Origin of the sequence: Leeuwenhoekiella sp. A16 (assembly GCF_047946675.1) — a bacterium.
Lineage (GTDB): Bacteria > Bacteroidota > Bacteroidia > Flavobacteriales > Flavobacteriaceae > Leeuwenhoekiella.
Window position 1 is genome coordinate 3894645 of the sequence record NZ_CP172313.1, and the last position, 15456, is coordinate 3910100.

Sequence of the window (15456 nt, forward strand, 5' to 3'; positions counted from 1 at the left end):
TATGAAAATTGCCATTTTATCCCCAATTGCATGGAGAACACCTCCCACAGAGTATGGTCCCTGGGAGCAAATGGCATCAATTATTACAGAAGGACTGGTAGATTTAGGTCATGAGGTGACACTTTTTGCAACCGGGGATTCAATAACCTCAGCGCGATTAGATTCTGTTTGTCCTAAAGGGTATGCTGAAGATCCAAGCTTGGATGCTAAAGTCTGGGAAGCTTTACATATAAGCAACCTTATAGAAAAGGCAGATCAATTTGACGTGATACATAATCATTTTGATTTTCTTCCGCTTAGCTATTCGAGGCTGATTGAAACGCCTATGGTCACGACGATTCATGGTTTTTCATCTTCAAAAATTCTTCCGGTATATGAAAAGTACAATAATACCAATACCTATATTTCAATATCAGATGCAGACCGCAGCGAGCGATTGAAATATGAACGTACTATTTATCATGGTATAGATCCCGGGCAATTTACTTTTCGAAAAGAAAAAGAAGAATATCTGTTATATTTTGGGAGAATTCATCCTGATAAAGGTACGCACACTGCAATAGAAATTGCTAAAAAAGCCAATTTACCTCTCAAAATTGCCGGTTTAATTCAAGATGAAAATTATTATAAAAATGAAGTCTTTCCGCATATTGATAACGAGCGTATTACTTATTTAGGAAATGTAAATGCTACATCTCGCGACCCTCTTTTAGGCAAAGCAAAATGTTTACTACATCCTATTTATTTTGATGAACCTTTTGGCCTCAGCGTGGCCGAAGCAATGATGTGCGGCACACCGGTAATTGCATTTAACAGGGGAAGTATGCCAGAATTGATAGAAAATGGAAAAAATGGTTATCTGGTTAAAACTGCTGATGAAGCAACGCAGGCAATTTCAAATCTTCATAAAATAGATTCAGAAAACTGCAGACGCCGCGCTCTGAATCTATTTCACAAAGACAGAATGGTAGACTCCTATGTAGAAGTTTACCATAAAGTACTTACCCAAAGCAGTATTTCTGCTATTTGATTTTCTAACTTTTAAGTACAGTCATCAATTCCTCCATATTTACTACTGCATACGATGATGAATAATCTGAAACTGCATAAGGTAATATAAGACTGTCATTATGAATCAATGCCCCACATGAATAAACCACATTAGGCACATAACCTTCCCTTTCATCCTCCAGAGGTGCAAGCAAAGGTTCATCTAGTCTGCCTATTTCCTTTGTAGGATCTTCAAGATCAAAAAGTGAAGCTCCTATGCAATATCTGCGCATAGGGCCTACACCATGTGTCAAAACCAGCCAGCCTTCATCTGTATATAATGGTGGCCCACAGTTTCCTATTTGCGTGAATTCCCAAGGAAATTTAGGTTTTTGTATCAGTACAGGATCATTCCATAATGTGTTACGATCTGAGTACATGAGGTAATTATTTACACCATCTATTCGCGCAAGCATAGCATATTTACCCTTTATTTTTCGCGGAAACAAAGCGAAATTCTTATTCTGCGCCCCACTGCCGTGAATAGGCATAATCCTAAAGGTTTGAAAATCTTCTGTTGTGAGTAACTTAGGTATTATCGTATGCCCGTTGTAAGCGGTATAAGTAGCATAAATTTTCTCTGTGCCATCGTCATCTGTAAATCTTACAAAACGGGCATCTTCCATGCCTTTACTTTCTGATGGTGAACTAGGGAAAAGCACACGTTCTGAAATATCGCTGTCTATCTTAAACTTTACATCGTAATATGAATTTACAAGCCATTTTATCTCCTCAAGCCCAAGTCTGCGTGTGGTGCTAATATCACTGTTGAGTTGTTCATCTACATATCTTTTTAACTCTTCATATTCAAACTGATCAGGAAGCCTGTCCATTATTGAAGAAGAATATTTATGTGGAATTTCCATCTCGGTTAATTTCTCAAAAAACCGCGCTTTGTTATATGTGTGTTTTTGACCAATGTTTGCCTGAGTGACATGATTACGCACTTTCATCACACGCATATCATTGTTCTCATCGAGAATTGCCCTGCGAAAGACAATAGAAGAAAGATGGCCCTCACCTGTGGCTCGCAAAGAAAGAATAATGCGCTTCTCGCCTTTCTTTAAAAAAGATTGATCAAAATCTTCAATTATTGACGGATTAAATAAGGCGGCAGACTCAATAGAATATTCCATTGTGCTGTATGAACCAATAAGCATCTTTCTGGTCTTAGAAAGATTTTCATAATCAATATCCATGCTTTGTATCAAACCGCTGTGGTTATTACAATGGCGCAGAAAAATTTTAGAAATATTGCGATGCCTTCCGGCGAAATCTCTAAACGTATGATCAAGCTCTTTATTTACCTGCTCCTCGCTCATATTCATAATACGACCTACAAGCTCTTTTGTACGTACTTCTCCGTTGTCAAAAAAACGAGCTAAAACTCTGCTGGAATCTGGTAGGAATTTGCAATCTTTTCTAGTAACAGTTACTCTCATGTAAAGATTTAAAGTGAATACTCTCAAGCACTGAAAAATTTCTTAATGAAATCGTTTCTTGTGCTTAACATTGAACTCTATAAAAGTTCAAAGCTTTCATGATAAATTTATGAAATAAACATGTAGAAGATAAGAAGCAGGCAGGGTGATTTTAGCAAAAAACCAACTTTAACAAAAGATATAGAATCTTGAGATAAAATGATAATTAAGTATTAAATTCTCGTTAATCAAGAATAGCGATCTATAATAAAGGTATTTCGGGTAGAGTGTAATTTTTAAGAACATCTTTTAATTCCCAAGTTGGTATTTCTAAAGAATAAATACCGGTATATGCAGGACACATGATACAATCGTCAAAGTAAAACTCTATTGAACTGTCATTGATCACAAAATTATTTTTGTACACACTAAAATCGTGATCTGAGATTTGCCAGCAATCATAATACATATCTCCAGACATTATATTGCGCTTGATAACTTCGTTAATTTTAAAAAGAACTTCACGCTCACTATCGCGCTGAAAGAAATAATCATAATCCAGAAATTCGCCGCTATCAAGGTTATAATTTAAGCCCGTAAAAGAACTGGTAGCGGGCACTGCCCCAGAATAATAATTCTCTTTGTAAATCACAATGCTTAACAGATCATCTTTAGCATTGTGCACTTTATAGTTTATTAATCGCTTATCTCGTACGCGTTCCATTCTTAAAGTATCACATAGTAATTCTGTATCTTCAAGAATCTGATTGGTTACTTTCTCAATATTTAAGTAATTATCTTCCATAAATATATTAAAAGCGACAAAAGACTTATTGATATTTTCATTTAAATAGGGAAACGTATAATCTAATTCATAAAACTCATTCTCTTTGTGCAGATGTTTACTGATCACCAGTTCTTCCTGCCGATTTTTAGCCTTATTTAGCCGAAAAACCTGCTTATTTAGCCGATTTTCAAGCTCATTTTCGTTTAAAATAATAACATTATCCTGAGGTTTTTTAGCGAAAGAGTCTGTTACGGTTTTTTGATGCTCTGGTGCAATAGTTTCATTTGTGATTGCTTTTTTACAGGAAATCAAACTAAACAGAACAAGAAAAATTAGTATTAGACGCATAATCGAAGTTTAGAATTTTAATGAAATAAAAAAGGTGAAGATCACCACAACCTCCACCTTTTACCCAACTAAAAAATGTAATTGCCTATTATAATTAACAGGCTAGTCATCAAACTCACAATCAATAATTTTAAAACTACAGCAGGTTTTTGTACAGTTATAATTGAGGCATTATGTGCGCTGCAAGCAGTCACCACCAGAAAAACCATAAACATTTGCGCTGCATGATGCCCATGTAATAAAACTGCCATAACAGCAATACTTCCCAAACAAGTAGAAGCAATAATAGCCAGGGCAGAATACCCTATAAAGTTTTCAGAAAAATCCTCGCTAATTTTGTTGTAAAGTGTCATAACTTTTTTCGTTTTAAAATTATACATCAAAACTACCTGTGTTTTAAAACAGAGACAATGACATTTGTCATCGTTAAATAAGTGGTTGATTATTGTATTTTTGAGCATGCGTGTATTTGATGAGAACAGCAATATTTTCAAATTACTTTCAGAAGCAATTTCTGAAGGAGTTGTAGTTGTAGATGAAACCCAGAATATTGTGGCGATAAATAAGTCTGCCAGTGAAATGTTTGGTTATGAAGACAACGAATTAACGGGCAGTCATCTGGATATTTTAATTCCTAAAAATCTGCATCACGTACACCAGAGTTATGTTGCCGGTTTTATGACACATACAGACCGAAGACAAATGGGTCACGGTCGCGATTTGTATGGGAGAAAAAAAGACGGAAACTTATTTCCTGTAGAGGCAGGTTTAAATCCTTTTGTAGTTTCTGGTAAGCGCTATGTTATGGCGCTTGTCATAGATATTACAATACGTAAAGCTCAGGAAAAGGAGATTAGAGAGCTCAACTCACAGCTGGAACAAAAGATAGAGGCCCGAACAAAAAAACTAAAAGTCACTGTAAAAGAGCTGCAGGAAGAAGTGCTCTTGCGCAAAGAAGCTGAGTCTCGCATGAAAGAGTCGCTTCAAAAAGAGAAGGATCTTGGTGAACTGAAAACCAAATTCCTTTCTTTAGTTTCGCATGAATTTAAAACTCCGTTAACCGGTATGCTTTCATCTGCTTCGTTGGCAAGTAAATATACCCTTACAGAGCAGCAGGAAAAACGCGAGAAACACCTCAATATCATTAAAAGCAAGATTAAATACCTTGATAATATTCTCAATGATTTCCTGTCAATAGAACGTCTTGAGACCGGTAAAGTGACTTATAAATATGAAACCTTCCCATTAAGTAAGGTCATTAACGAGGTTGTTTATGATGCTAACATGCTTTTAAAATCAGGGCAGAAAATCAAATTTCCACAAAAGATAGAAGATTATACGTTGAGCTTTGATGAGAAAGTACTCGAGTTGGCCCTTTCTAATTTGATAAGCAATGCCATAAAATATTCACCAGAGAACACGATTATAACACTTAAAGTGGAAAAAGAGGGTGATTTTCTGGTAATTTCGGTTCAGGATCAAGGTATGGGCATCCCGGAAGAGGAACAGAAATTTATATTTAAAAGATACTTTAGAGCACAAAATGTACTTACACATCAAGGCACCGGCATAGGTCTTAATATTGTACAAAGCCACCTGAACAATCTAGGTGGCACAATATCATTTATCAGTACAGATACCGGTACAACCTTTACCATGAAAATACCACTACAACCACAAAAGTCATGACAAATATATTATTGATTGAAGATGATCAAATTGTAAGAGAAAATACTGAAGAACTGCTTGAGTTAAATGGTTTTGAAGTATTAACCGCTCCTAACGGGAGACTGGGAATTATGAAAGCATTATCTACGCATCCAGATCTAATTATATGTGATATCATGATGCCAGAAGTAGATGGTTATGGGGTTCTTGATGCTTTATCACAAAAAGAAGAGACAAAACACATCCCGTTCATATTTCTTTCTGCAAAGACAGAACACAAAGAAGTACGCAAAGGTATGGATCTTGGGGCAGATGATTATCTTACTAAGCCATACGAAGAAGAAGACCTTATAAGCGCTGTTAGAAGCAGATTAGCAAAAGCAATACTTACTTATGAAAGTACATCTGCAGATGATAGTCCACAAAACATCAATGAGCTAAAAAATTATTTTGATGATGAAGGCGAAATTATTGAGGTGAGTAAAGGTGAAATTTTATTTAATGAAGGTGAATCTTCAAACAAAATATTCTTACTGCTTAAAGGTGTCATTAAAACTCACCGGCTTGAAGAAAGCGGCAAAGAATTAACAACAGCACTTTATAAGGCAGATGACTTTTTAGGGTTTACATCACTAAGCCAGAATGAACCTTATTCTGATACGGCAACGGCTATTGAAGAGGCAGAACTTGCTGCAATTTCTAAATCTGATCTTAAAGATATTTTAAGCAGTAGCCAGAATCTTTCTTTAGAACTCATGAATCTTATCACCTCAAATCTTGCCGAGGTTAAAAGTCAACTTCTTCAAATGGCTTATAGCTCTATGCGACGTAAAACGGCTTCAACTATTCTTCAGTTTGCAGATATACTGCAGAAAAACGAAGATAATACGATAACAATTGGTCGTTATGATCTGGCTAATGTGGCCGGCATTGCTAAAGAAAGTTTAATAAGAACACTGTCAGAATTTAAAAAGCTTGACCTTATTGAGATCACTGGTCGCAATATTAGGATCATCGATCTTAAAGGTCTAAAAGAGGTTTTATAAGACTAAAGTGATTTTTATCATTTTACAGGATTTTTCATCGATATACATTTGACCTATTGAATGAAAAACCCGATGAAGAAGATACTTATACCCACAGATTTTTCGGCAAACGCGTTAAACGCGATACAATATGCCCTGCAATTCTTTAAAGAAGAACACTGCACCTTTTATGTACTTCATGTCTCACAATCAATAGCAGATCCTGCTACTACAAGCATGGGATTTGCATCTATTAACGCTGCTATGATGCAGGAGGCTATTGCAACAGACCATAAAAAATTGTGTAAGCTTATAAAAACCCTGCGACAAGAAAATAACAATATAGATCATCATTTTGTGTTCCTGCAGGAATATACTTTTTTTACAGAAGCTGTAAAAAATCAGGTTACAGATAAAGATATAGACTATATCGTTATGGGCACAAAAGGAGCTTCTGGATTTAAGGAAGCTGTAATAGGCAGTAATACTGCAGACGTTATTACGAAAGTAAAATGCCCAGTACTTATTGTTCCTGAAAAAGCAAAATACCAGGCTCCTGGTGAAGTTGCTTTCCCCACAGATTATAATCTTATTTATACACCTGAATTACTGCGCAGACTCACAGAAATCCTGGCGTTGCATAAAGCAGAACTACGCATCCTTAACATTCAAAAAAATAATGAAGATCTGGCGCCTTTTCAAAAAGCAAATCAGGAAACTCTTGATCTTCTTCTAAAAGATCATCAACATAGTTTTCATACAATCACACACTCAAATATTGAGGCTGCCATGCAATCTTTTATAGAATACAAAAAGATAGATCTGGTAGTTATGGTTGCAAAAAATCTCAACTTTTTACAACGCTTACTTTTTGAACCGCTTGTAGAAAAGATTAGCTACCATACGCAAATACCATTTCTAGTATTACACGAGCGATAGTAATCTACAGATTTACAAGAACTATAATCTTTTTACTTAAAATCTTCCTTCAGGTTATGAAAATCGGTGATTTTTATGCAAAAACCTCCCTTTTTAATGACATATATCATGGTGTCTAGCGTTATTAAAAATTATCTTTATTGCTGTAAAACAAACACTTACAGTCATGAGAAAGATAGTCATACCTACAGATTTTTCTACCCACGCTTTAAATGCACTGCATTATGCGACAGAGTTATTTAAGTACGAGCGATGTGAATATTTTATACTTCACGCCTACGCAGATGATGTCTATCATCAAAATGCATTGTATGAGCGTGCACTCTTTGACGAGGTAAAAACCAATATTGAAAATGAGGTTAACAAACAGTTTAAACTCATAGAAGCAGATTTAAAAGATTTTTCTCCCAATCCCAGGCACTCCTATAAAGCAATAGCTAAGTTCGGTTTACTTATAGACGAGGTAAATGATCTCGTAAAAGAAGAAAATATAGATGTGGTTATAATGGCCACTAAGGGTAAGACTAACGATCGCAAACTAACCTATGGCAGTAATGCGCTACAGGTTTTAAAATATGTAGAAGCACCTGTTCTCACAATCCCAGCTGGTTTTAATTACGAAGCTCCCAGAGATATTTTGTTTGCTACAGATTTTATGATGCCCTTTAAACGCAGAGAACTCAAACTGCTGTGTATGCTAAGCAAAAGCTACAGAGGCACAATTAACATGCTTTACCTCTCACCACATGAAGAATTAAGCATAAGACAACAAACTAACAAAGAGTTTCTTGAAGATTGCCTTGAGAACAATAAAATGGTTTATCACCAGCAAACGGGTGATGATCTTCTGGAGAGCATCAATGAGTTTATTCCTACAAACGAAATCGATCTGCTGGTAATGGTAAATTCCAGACATTCTTATATGGAAAGTATTTTATACAGTTCTAAGATTGATAAGATAGAACTCAATATCAAGATCCCGTTTCTGGTACTGCAGAATTTTTCGCGATAAGCATTTCTATTAAAATTCTAAAACTGATAAATGTCATAGTATTCTATAAATCAATCATTTAATTTTAAAATGTCATTAAAACTTAACAAGATGAAAAAGAAAATATTAATACCAACAGATTTCTCTAAAAATGCATGGCACGCCCTAACATATACATTAGAGCTCTTTAAAGAAGAAGATTGTGACTTCTATATTCTTAACTCTTACCAGCCAGATTCATATTTGCTAGACAGCATGATGGTTCCTGAGCCGGGAGAGAAATATTATGAGCAATGTAAAAAACACAGCGAAGAAGGTCTTGAGCGTTTATTTCTTAAACTTAAAGAGCGCGACGATAATGAAAATCACACGTATCACACGATCTCTTCAATTGGCTTGCTTATAGACAGTATTCTTGAAGAAGTAGAACGCAAAGACATTGGGCTGGTTGCTATGGGCACAAAAGGAGCTTCTGGAACTTTTGGTACTCTGTTTGGCAGCAATACTATTTACACGATGGAAACTGTACGCAATTGCCCTGTGCTTGCGATTCCTGAAGATGCGCTATTTAAAGAATTTAAAGAGGTCGTGTTTCCCACAGACTATAGAACTCAGGTAAAAAAGACAGAGCTTCAAAATCTCATTGATATTGCTAAAGGTGTAAGTGCGGCTGTAAGGTTTGTTCATATTGCAGCAAATGATAATCTTGATAAAAGTCAGGTTAACAACAAGAATTTGCTAGATGAATATTTCACTGCTGTAGAGCATACATTTCATACGCTGCATAGCGGTGATACCGCCACGGCATTGTCAAATTTTGTAGAAAGTCGAGGCAGTGATATGATCGCCTTTATAAACAGAAAACATACATTCTTTGGCAGTATTTTCTCTAGACCTCTTGTAAAAGAATTGGGCTTCTATTCTAAAATTCCTATTCTGGCGATGCACGATAGAGGGTAATTTTCGCTCTGGCGAAAAAAGTTAAAAAGTAAATCAGCTCAATTTTACTGAGTTATAAAATCAATGTATCATGAAAACGGCATACACAAATCACCTGCACAACAAGGCGGAATTTGAAAACGTAATCAAGTGGAAAGCAGATATCGCTCAAATTGATGCAGAAATCAGATTTACAAAGCAATTATTGAGCTCATACATGTTTGAGCCCCGCACAGAAATTCTTTTTAAAAAGTCTTTAAAGTTTCAAAGAAAACTTAGAGAAATCACTACAGATCTTGAAGAAATAAAAGGCAATATTAAAAAGTATGAACAAGCATCAAATCCCTTTTTCTTAAGCGAAAAAACCTATGTATACAATGCACCAACCGGCCAATTTTCTACCTTAAAAAGCCGATTTTTAAACATTTACTCCGCTTTTTATAAGCTTAAAGAAGAGGTTTTGACCTACATGAGAGGTGTTCTCAATCAAAATTATAAAACAGTCTGATTGCCAAAGTAAATTGCACAGATACTAATCCTTTTAAAAAGTAAGTCATGAAAACTAAACACACACTTTCAATATGGCAATCGCCAGATATTATACAAGAGCAAACCGTAAACTGGTTATCTGAACTTGAATTTATTAAAGATGAATATCATGTTTTTGAAGAATGGCTACGTGAATTTTCATTTCAGATAATGATAGATAATGACCTTATCAAAGCTCAAAAGATAAAAGAACAACTCAAACTTAATCATGAGCGTCTCACATTACTTCATAATCATATAACCGCTCATCATTATGAAATTGCCGTTCTTGAAGATGGCATTGACCAGCCAGAATTAGAAAAAATCATTCAGAAAAATCACCAGCAGTTACAAAAAGATATGCAAGAATTTAATGCTGCATACAGAAGCTTAAAAGTTGAGGTTTTTGATGTGATCAAGAACACATTAAAACATCTCAAAATAAAGAGCATTAATGCTTAGAACGTTTATTATGAATCGTAACGGTTAAGCCTGCTTTTTAAATTATGTACTTCTTTTTGTAGATCAATAACCCGATTTAAGAGATGATCTATCGCCTGTATCCCTTCAGGATTTATGCCCATATCCTGATGCAGGCGTATCAGCTTTTCTACTTTAGGTAGTTCTTCCTGAGCCAGGTAAGGCTCAGATTCTATTACCTCAATGTGAACCAGTTCATATTCTACCAGACTATCAAGAAGCGAGGTTGCTATCCCGTGGCTGTTACAAAACGTTGAGACTTTTATGTTATATGAAGTTGTCATAGCTTACAGGTTTGTTTTTCTGAGTTCTTCAAATAGGTGCTTCTGCTCTGCAGTGAGATGTTGCGGCATCTTTATTTTATAAGTGATAAACAGATCGCCAAAAGATTCATCTCTCTTGTATACAGGAAATCCTTTTCCCTTTAGCTTTACCTGAGTATCTTGCTGTGTATGTGGCTTTATTGTAAGCTTTACTTTACTATCAAAAGTTTCTGTAGTAAGTGATCCCCCCAGAACGGCAGTGGTAAGTGGTACTTCTACTTCTTTATAGAGATTTGCTCCCTCGCGTTTAAAGTGGGTAGTGTTGCGTATAGCAAACGTAATATAAAGGTCACCATTAGGCCCCCCATTTGCACCGGGACCACCATGGCCGCTAATTTTAATAGTTTGCCCATCTTCTATTCCCGCAGGAATTGTGATTCGAATATTTTTACCATTTACAGTTAGGGTTTGTTTATGCGTTTTAAATGCATCTTTAATATCTATCTCTAAAGACGCATTAAAATCCTGCCCTCTAAATTTAACTGATCTACCCGAAGACCTGAAACCTCCTGCCCCTCCCCGATTACCACCAAACATGGATTCAAAAAAATCTGAAAAATCACTGTCTGCATAACCTTCATTAAATCCGCCGCCGGTAGAATAACCACCGCTGGAACCTCTTGATTGGCGTGCTCTCTCAAATTCGTCAGCATGCTGCCAGTCTTTTCCGTATTGATCGTATTTTTTTCTTTTTTCAGGGTCGCTTAAAACTTCGTTAGCCTCATTGATCTGTTTGAACCTTTTTTCCGCTTCAGCGTCATTTGGGTTAAGGTCTGGGTGATGTTTTCGCGCAAGCTTCCGGTAGGCCTTCTTAATGTCTGCCTGCGTTGCTTTATTATCTAATCCCAATATTTTGTAATAATCTACATATTCCATAATTAAGCTATCTGCCACTTTTTTCACCTTAAAAATATTAATTTCTTAAAGAGAAATGTCAAGATTAACGTTCTATTATAAGGAATTATATTCGGCTTAAAGCATAATACATAGTTCGTTATACTTCTGTTAAACACACTTTAAACCAATTATTACTCAAAACCTATTTGTTAACTTCTTACGACGAATTTTAAATAAGATTTACTAATGGATGAAATTATTACGCATTCTAAAGAAGGTGCACGAAGCCAGGAAAAAGAGGTCGTAGTTATTACAGGAAGTAGCGGTTTAATTGGTTTTTCATTAATTAAAAAATTAGCTCAAAATTACAGAGTAGTAGGGCTAGACAGGCTGGGCCCTCCATATCCTCCGCTCGAGGCGGAATGTATAAATTTTGATATTACAGATGAACGAGCCATAGATGCAGCGATGGAACGTATACGTTACGGCTATGGCAGTAAAATTGCCTGTGTTATTCACTTAGCAGCTTTTTATAGTTTTAATACTAAAGACAGTCAGGCTTATGACGAGATAAATGTTGAAGGTACCAGAAAATTCTTAAATCAATTGCAGGACTTTGAAGTAGAGCAATTTATTTATAGTAGTTCTGATCTAATTTATAAACCTACAGTGCCCGGAAATAAAATTGATGAAGACAGCCCAATAGAGGCAAACTGGGGATATCCTGAATCAAAAATAAATACTGAAGAATTAATAAGACAGAATAATCACAACATCAAAACGGTTTTCCTGCGTCTTGCAGGACTCTATAATGAAGAAGGGCACTCAATACCTATCGCACACCAGATACAGCGTATTTATGAACGTGATTTTATAAGTCATTTTTATTCGGGAGATATAAATCATGGTGATGTATTTGTTCATCTTGATGATGTACTTGATGCTTTTGAAAAAACCGTAAACAGACGTCGAGAATTACCTAATGAACTGGCTTTAAATATTGGTGAGCCAGAAACTCCTACCTACCAACAACTACAAAATAAAATAGGCCAATTAATACATGGTAAAAACTGGGCTACTTATGAGATGCCCCCTGCTGTAGCTAAAGCCGGTGCATGGGCAAGGGATTTTGTAAGTGATTCTTTTGTAAAACCGTGGATGATAGACAGGGCAGGTGAACATTATGAACTCGATATTAGCAGAGCAGAAAAATACCTAGACTGGAAACCTAAACATCGCTTATTAGATACTTTACCTGATATTATACAAAATTTGAAAAGGGATCCTGAAAAATGGTATAAGAACAACAAATTGAATGAAAAATGAGTGGCATAGATAAACATATACCGCCCGGGTGGAATTACAATCCTGCTTCATGGTCTCAGCGCATTCCCATAGTGATACTCGCATTTATAGGTTTTTTGATCGCGAGTTATTTATCGCTGTATCAGTTTAAAATTATAGATGATGTATGGGAACCATTTTTTGGCAATGACAGCATCAAAATCCTGAATTCTAAGATTTCTAAAATTCTTCCTATTCCCGATGCAGCGTTAGGAGCACTAGGATATGTTGTAGATGCCGTCACGGGAATTATTGGGGGCACAAACCGCTGGAAGAGAATGCCGTGGATAGTGATTGTCTTTGGCCTTGCAGTAGGGCCATTGGGCTTTGTTAGTGTAATGTTAGTAGTTTTTCAACCAGTATTATTTTCTGCATGGTGCACTTTATGCCTGGCATCTGCTGTTGTATCAATTGCAATGATAGGTCCCGCCATGGATGAAATGCTGGCTAGTCTTCAATTTATGAAGCGGGTTAAACATTCTGAAGCTTCAACCTGGAAAGTGTTCTGGGGAGTGAAATCTGAAATTGAAAAAGTAAATTAATATGTGGGCACAAATTATAAATACATTCATAGGATTATGGTTAATGGTGGCTCCCAAAATCTTAGGATATGAATCAGTTTCTGGAGATAACGGGTATATAATAGGTCCTCTGGTTATAACCTTTTCCGTTGTATCCTACTGGGAGGCAACACGTGATGTGCGAAAAAGCAATTACACTCTAGGGTTATGGCTTTTACTATCACCTTGGGTTCTTAATTACGATCAAAATTCTGCCATAATAAGTGATATGGCGGCCGGGATTCTCCTACTGATTTTTGCTTCGGTTCAAGGCAACATAAAAGGCAGGTATGCCGGTGGTTGGTCTTCATTATTTAAAAAGTCTACTCAAGAATAAAATTGCCCCTCGTTAGAAGATGCTTAGAGAACCTGAATTAATTATAATGTTAATTTCATATCCTGAATAATCATCTATGAGAATGTCGTCAACATGAAGTTTAGCTAATTCACTACTCATTTTGATTTTTTTCACTTTTATAAATTCAGCAAATTCATCAAGTTTTTGAACCTGCTCCTGCCCTTTTATTATTTGTGTAACATAATCAATAAGAAGACTTCTCTTTTCTTCCCTTACTAAAACAAGATCTAAATAACCATCACCAGCTTTTGCACGCGGCGCCAGTTGTAAGTTGGGACCTGCATATTTAATGTTCATAAGCTCTACCATTAAAAATTGATCTTCAATCTTTATGTTCTCACCTTCAATAATAACTTTATGTGCTTTAAAATCTGCTAAAAGATCAACCAGTACTTGCCTTGTGCGCTGTAATTTATCTTCAGGAGATTCATCTTCTACCCGGTTATGCTTCATCTGATACATCAATTCAGGAAAAATACCCACTCCAAAACCTTCTATAAAAAAATTCTCCTCAGGGATTCCGCTTATAATCGCACTGTCAAAAGGAGCCGCTTCTGCCTTTAATTTTTTTTCTAGACCAAAATTCTCAGAAGATATTTCTAACGTACGTGCTATATTATTAGCAGTACCCATGGGGAATAGATAGATGGGTACTGCTTTCCCTTTTGATTTCAAAACTATATCTGCTACTTTGCGCACAGTACCGTCACCTCCGGCTACACATATTATATCTGTTTTGTGCTTTATAAAATCTTTCCAGTTAGCTTCATCTGTAGAGTAATATTTTACAGTGTAACCCTGCTTTTTTATTAAAGCTATAAGATCTTCTTTGCAGTGATCGCCATTACCCGCTGTTGCATTATGAATGAGTTGAGCAGTTTTCATTTCGTACCTTTTTAGAATAATAAATTTAAGATGAAGCAATCACATTATTTTCTAATTAACAGATGGTTATGATTTTTAAAACTACAATTCCCATTTTCACTTAAAAATCCTAATATTTTGATAATTAGCTTTTATCTCATTACTTGAAGAAGATATTTTTCTTAATTTAAATACCAATAGATTAAAATAGCTACCAACCAAAACAAAAAAACTATGAAAATATTAGTCACAAATGACGATGGTATTTACAGTCCCGGATTAATGTGTCTCGCAAAAGCCGCAGCGCACTACGGTGAAGTGATCGTTATGGCGCCAGATGTAGAGCAGTCGTCTATGGGGCAGGCAATAACATCAGGAAAACCCATTACCTATAAAAAATCGCCTATACATTTTGAGGGTATAGAAGCGTATAGAGTAAGTGGAACACCGGCAGATTGTGTCGCATTAGGCATGCATCTTCATGAAAATATTGATCTGGTACTTTCTGGCATTAACATAGGTGCTAATTTGGGTAATTCGGCTTGGCATTCAGGCACCCTTTCTGCTGCGAGACAAGCCGTTCTTTTTGGCGTGAGAGGTATTGCTCTTAGTGTATCTGTAGGCGACGGGGAGCCAGAATTTGAAAGCTTAAAACCCTTTGTAAAAGCCGCCCTGGCAGAAACCGTTCATGAAAAGGATCAAAAGCTGTTAAATATTAATTTTCCCAGAAATCCTGAAGGTGAAATTATCTGGACCTGTCAATCTGTTAGACATTATGACGGTAAAGTAATCGCAAATAAAGACCCCATGGGCAGACAGCATTACTGGTTTACAGTTATACCTATAGAAAATGTAGAGAAAGGTTCAGACCGCTGGGCTGTAAGGCAGGGTAAAACCAGTATAACACCCATGATCTTAGATTTAACAGATAAAGCATACCTTGAACAGCGAATAGCTGATAAACAGAATAATTAAAGTAGGTAAGACAAATGTT

The 15456-nt window shown here is 36.0% G+C and carries 18 protein-coding genes; 12 read left to right on the forward strand and 6 right to left on the reverse strand.

Features of this window, described 5'->3' with window-relative positions; genetic code table 11:
* Window position 1 precedes the first annotated feature (1 nt).
* Complete coding sequence (locus ACH3O9_RS17040; protein WP_416442398.1) at window positions 2-1030, forward strand: glycosyltransferase family 4 protein; 1029 nt, start codon at window positions 2-4, stop codon at window positions 1028-1030.
* Window positions 1031-1034: 4 nt separating this feature from the next.
* Here the strand turns inward: ACH3O9_RS17040 and ACH3O9_RS17045 are convergent, their stop codons facing one another.
* The 3 genes from ACH3O9_RS17045 to ACH3O9_RS17055 form a co-directional block, all read right to left on the reverse strand.
* Window positions 1035-2492: a glycoside hydrolase family 130 protein gene (locus ACH3O9_RS17045; RefSeq protein WP_416442400.1), complete on the reverse strand. Its 1458-nt coding sequence runs from the start codon at window positions 2490-2492 to the stop codon at window positions 1035-1037.
* A gap of 241 nt (window positions 2493-2733) precedes the next feature.
* Window positions 2734-3606 carry a hypothetical protein gene (locus tag ACH3O9_RS17050; RefSeq protein ID WP_416442402.1) on the reverse strand — a complete coding sequence of 291 codons (873 nt, stop codon included), beginning with the start codon at window positions 3604-3606 and terminating at the stop codon, window positions 2734-2736.
* 68 nt (window positions 3607-3674) lie between these two features.
* Complete coding sequence (locus ACH3O9_RS17055; RefSeq protein WP_416442404.1) at window positions 3675-3959, reverse strand: hypothetical protein; 285 nt, start codon at window positions 3957-3959, stop codon at window positions 3675-3677.
* A 106-nt stretch (window positions 3960-4065) separates the two neighbouring features.
* Between ACH3O9_RS17055 and ACH3O9_RS17060 the strand changes: the two genes are divergently transcribed.
* From ACH3O9_RS17060 to ACH3O9_RS17090, 7 genes are all read left to right on the forward strand, one after another.
* Window positions 4066-5295, forward strand: a complete 1230-nt coding sequence (locus tag ACH3O9_RS17060) for an ATP-binding protein (RefSeq protein ID WP_416442406.1) — start codon at window positions 4066-4068, stop codon at window positions 5293-5295.
* Window positions 5292-6320: a response regulator gene (locus ACH3O9_RS17065; protein WP_416442408.1), complete on the forward strand. Its 1029-nt coding sequence runs from the start codon at window positions 5292-5294 to the stop codon at window positions 6318-6320. The genes ACH3O9_RS17060 and ACH3O9_RS17065 overlap by 4 nt, the downstream gene beginning before the upstream one ends.
* A 72-nt stretch (window positions 6321-6392) precedes the next feature.
* Window positions 6393-7238 (forward strand): universal stress protein, encoded by an 846-nt coding sequence (locus ACH3O9_RS17070; protein WP_416442410.1) that lies wholly within the window; start codon window positions 6393-6395, stop codon window positions 7236-7238.
* A 166-nt stretch (window positions 7239-7404) separates the two neighbouring features.
* On the forward strand, window positions 7405-8250 hold the full coding sequence (locus ACH3O9_RS17075) for a universal stress protein (protein WP_416442412.1): 846 nt from the start codon (window positions 7405-7407) through the stop codon (window positions 8248-8250).
* Window positions 8251-8340: 90 nt separating this feature from the next.
* Window positions 8341-9189, forward strand: a complete 849-nt coding sequence (locus ACH3O9_RS17080) for a universal stress protein (protein WP_416442414.1) — start codon at window positions 8341-8343, stop codon at window positions 9187-9189.
* A gap of 70 nt (window positions 9190-9259) precedes the next feature.
* Window positions 9260-9676, forward strand: coding sequence for a hypothetical protein (locus ACH3O9_RS17085; RefSeq protein WP_416442416.1), 417 nt, complete (start codon window positions 9260-9262; stop codon window positions 9674-9676).
* A gap of 47 nt (window positions 9677-9723) precedes the next feature.
* The gene (locus tag ACH3O9_RS17090) at window positions 9724-10158 is read left to right on the forward strand and encodes a hypothetical protein (protein ID WP_416442418.1); all 435 of its coding nucleotides are present in this window, start codon (window positions 9724-9726) and stop codon (window positions 10156-10158) included.
* A gap of 8 nt (window positions 10159-10166) precedes the next feature.
* Here ACH3O9_RS17090 and ACH3O9_RS17095 read toward each other — a convergent pair whose 3' ends face one another.
* A complete protein-coding gene (locus ACH3O9_RS17095) occupies window positions 10167-10460 on the reverse strand; it encodes a chaperone modulator CbpM (RefSeq protein ID WP_416442420.1) in 294 nt (97 codons plus the stop codon).
* Window positions 10461-10463: 3 nt separating this feature from the next.
* Window positions 10464-11375, reverse strand: coding sequence for a DnaJ C-terminal domain-containing protein (locus tag ACH3O9_RS17100; RefSeq protein WP_416446722.1), 912 nt, complete (start codon window positions 11373-11375; stop codon window positions 10464-10466).
* 207 nt (window positions 11376-11582) lie between these two features.
* On the opposite strand from ACH3O9_RS17100, the gene ACH3O9_RS17105 reads away from it, so the two are divergent.
* The 3 genes from ACH3O9_RS17105 to ACH3O9_RS17115 are packed head-to-tail and all read left to right on the forward strand — an operon-like array spanning window position 11583 to window position 13577.
* On the forward strand, window positions 11583-12662 hold the full coding sequence (locus ACH3O9_RS17105) for an NAD-dependent epimerase/dehydratase family protein (protein ID WP_416442422.1): 1080 nt from the start codon (window positions 11583-11585) through the stop codon (window positions 12660-12662).
* Window positions 12659-13222 (forward strand): vitamin K epoxide reductase family protein, encoded by a 564-nt coding sequence (locus ACH3O9_RS17110; RefSeq protein WP_416442424.1) that lies wholly within the window; start codon window positions 12659-12661, stop codon window positions 13220-13222. Before ACH3O9_RS17105 ends, ACH3O9_RS17110 begins: the two co-directional genes overlap by 4 nt.
* 1 nt (window position 13223) lies before the next feature.
* The gene (locus ACH3O9_RS17115) at window positions 13224-13577 is read left to right on the forward strand and encodes an SPW repeat domain-containing protein (RefSeq protein ID WP_416442426.1); all 354 of its coding nucleotides are present in this window, start codon (window positions 13224-13226) and stop codon (window positions 13575-13577) included.
* A 12-nt stretch (window positions 13578-13589) separates the two neighbouring features.
* On the opposite strand, the gene ACH3O9_RS17120 is transcribed toward ACH3O9_RS17115, so the two are convergent.
* Window positions 13590-14483, reverse strand: a complete 894-nt coding sequence (locus ACH3O9_RS17120; protein WP_416442428.1) for a diacylglycerol/lipid kinase family protein — start codon at window positions 14481-14483, stop codon at window positions 13590-13592.
* Between the two features lie 213 nt (window positions 14484-14696).
* Between ACH3O9_RS17120 and surE the strand changes: the two genes are divergently transcribed.
* Complete coding sequence (surE, locus tag ACH3O9_RS17125; RefSeq protein ID WP_416442430.1) at window positions 14697-15437, forward strand: 5'/3'-nucleotidase SurE; 741 nt, start codon at window positions 14697-14699, stop codon at window positions 15435-15437.
* Window positions 15438-15456 lie beyond the last annotated feature (19 nt).

Excerpts from the sequence above, each read along its gene's own strand:
- ACH3O9_RS17065 (WP_416442408.1), top strand. The coding sequence starts at position 5,292 with ATGACAAATATATTATTGATTGAAGATGATCAAATTGTAAGAGAAAAT.
- ACH3O9_RS17120 (WP_416442428.1), bottom strand. The coding sequence starts at position 14,483 with ATGAAAACTGCTCAACTCATTCATAATGCAACAGCGGGTAATGGCGAT.
- ACH3O9_RS17090 (WP_416442418.1), top strand. The coding sequence starts at position 9,724 with ATGAAAACTAAACACACACTTTCAATATGGCAATCGCCAGATATTATA.
- ACH3O9_RS17080 (WP_416442414.1), top strand. The coding sequence starts at position 8,341 with ATGAAAAAGAAAATATTAATACCAACAGATTTCTCTAAAAATGCATGG.
- ACH3O9_RS17045 (WP_416442400.1), bottom strand. The coding sequence starts at position 2,492 with ATGAGAGTAACTGTTACTAGAAAAGATTGCAAATTCCTACCAGATTCC.
- ACH3O9_RS17060 (WP_416442406.1), top strand. The coding sequence starts at position 4,066 with ATGCGTGTATTTGATGAGAACAGCAATATTTTCAAATTACTTTCAGAA.
- ACH3O9_RS17100 (WP_416446722.1), bottom strand. The coding sequence starts at position 11,375 with ATGGAATATGTAGATTATTACAAAATATTGGGATTAGATAATAAAGCA.
- ACH3O9_RS17110 (WP_416442424.1), top strand. The coding sequence starts at position 12,659 with ATGAGTGGCATAGATAAACATATACCGCCCGGGTGGAATTACAATCCT.
- ACH3O9_RS17055 (WP_416442404.1), bottom strand. The coding sequence starts at position 3,959 with ATGACACTTTACAACAAAATTAGCGAGGATTTTTCTGAAAACTTTATA.
- ACH3O9_RS17075 (WP_416442412.1), top strand. The coding sequence starts at position 7,405 with ATGAGAAAGATAGTCATACCTACAGATTTTTCTACCCACGCTTTAAAT.
- ACH3O9_RS17085 (WP_416442416.1), top strand. The coding sequence starts at position 9,260 with ATGAAAACGGCATACACAAATCACCTGCACAACAAGGCGGAATTTGAA.
- ACH3O9_RS17070 (WP_416442410.1), top strand. The coding sequence starts at position 6,393 with ATGAAGAAGATACTTATACCCACAGATTTTTCGGCAAACGCGTTAAAC.
- ACH3O9_RS17115 (WP_416442426.1), top strand. The coding sequence starts at position 13,224 with ATGTGGGCACAAATTATAAATACATTCATAGGATTATGGTTAATGGTG.
- ACH3O9_RS17105 (WP_416442422.1), top strand. The coding sequence starts at position 11,583 with ATGGATGAAATTATTACGCATTCTAAAGAAGGTGCACGAAGCCAGGAA.
- surE (WP_416442430.1), top strand. The coding sequence starts at position 14,697 with ATGAAAATATTAGTCACAAATGACGATGGTATTTACAGTCCCGGATTA.
- ACH3O9_RS17050 (WP_416442402.1), bottom strand. The coding sequence starts at position 3,606 with ATGCGTCTAATACTAATTTTTCTTGTTCTGTTTAGTTTGATTTCCTGT.
- ACH3O9_RS17095 (WP_416442420.1), bottom strand. The coding sequence starts at position 10,460 with ATGACAACTTCATATAACATAAAAGTCTCAACGTTTTGTAACAGCCAC.
- ACH3O9_RS17040 (WP_416442398.1), top strand. The coding sequence starts at position 2 with ATGAAAATTGCCATTTTATCCCCAATTGCATGGAGAACACCTCCCACA.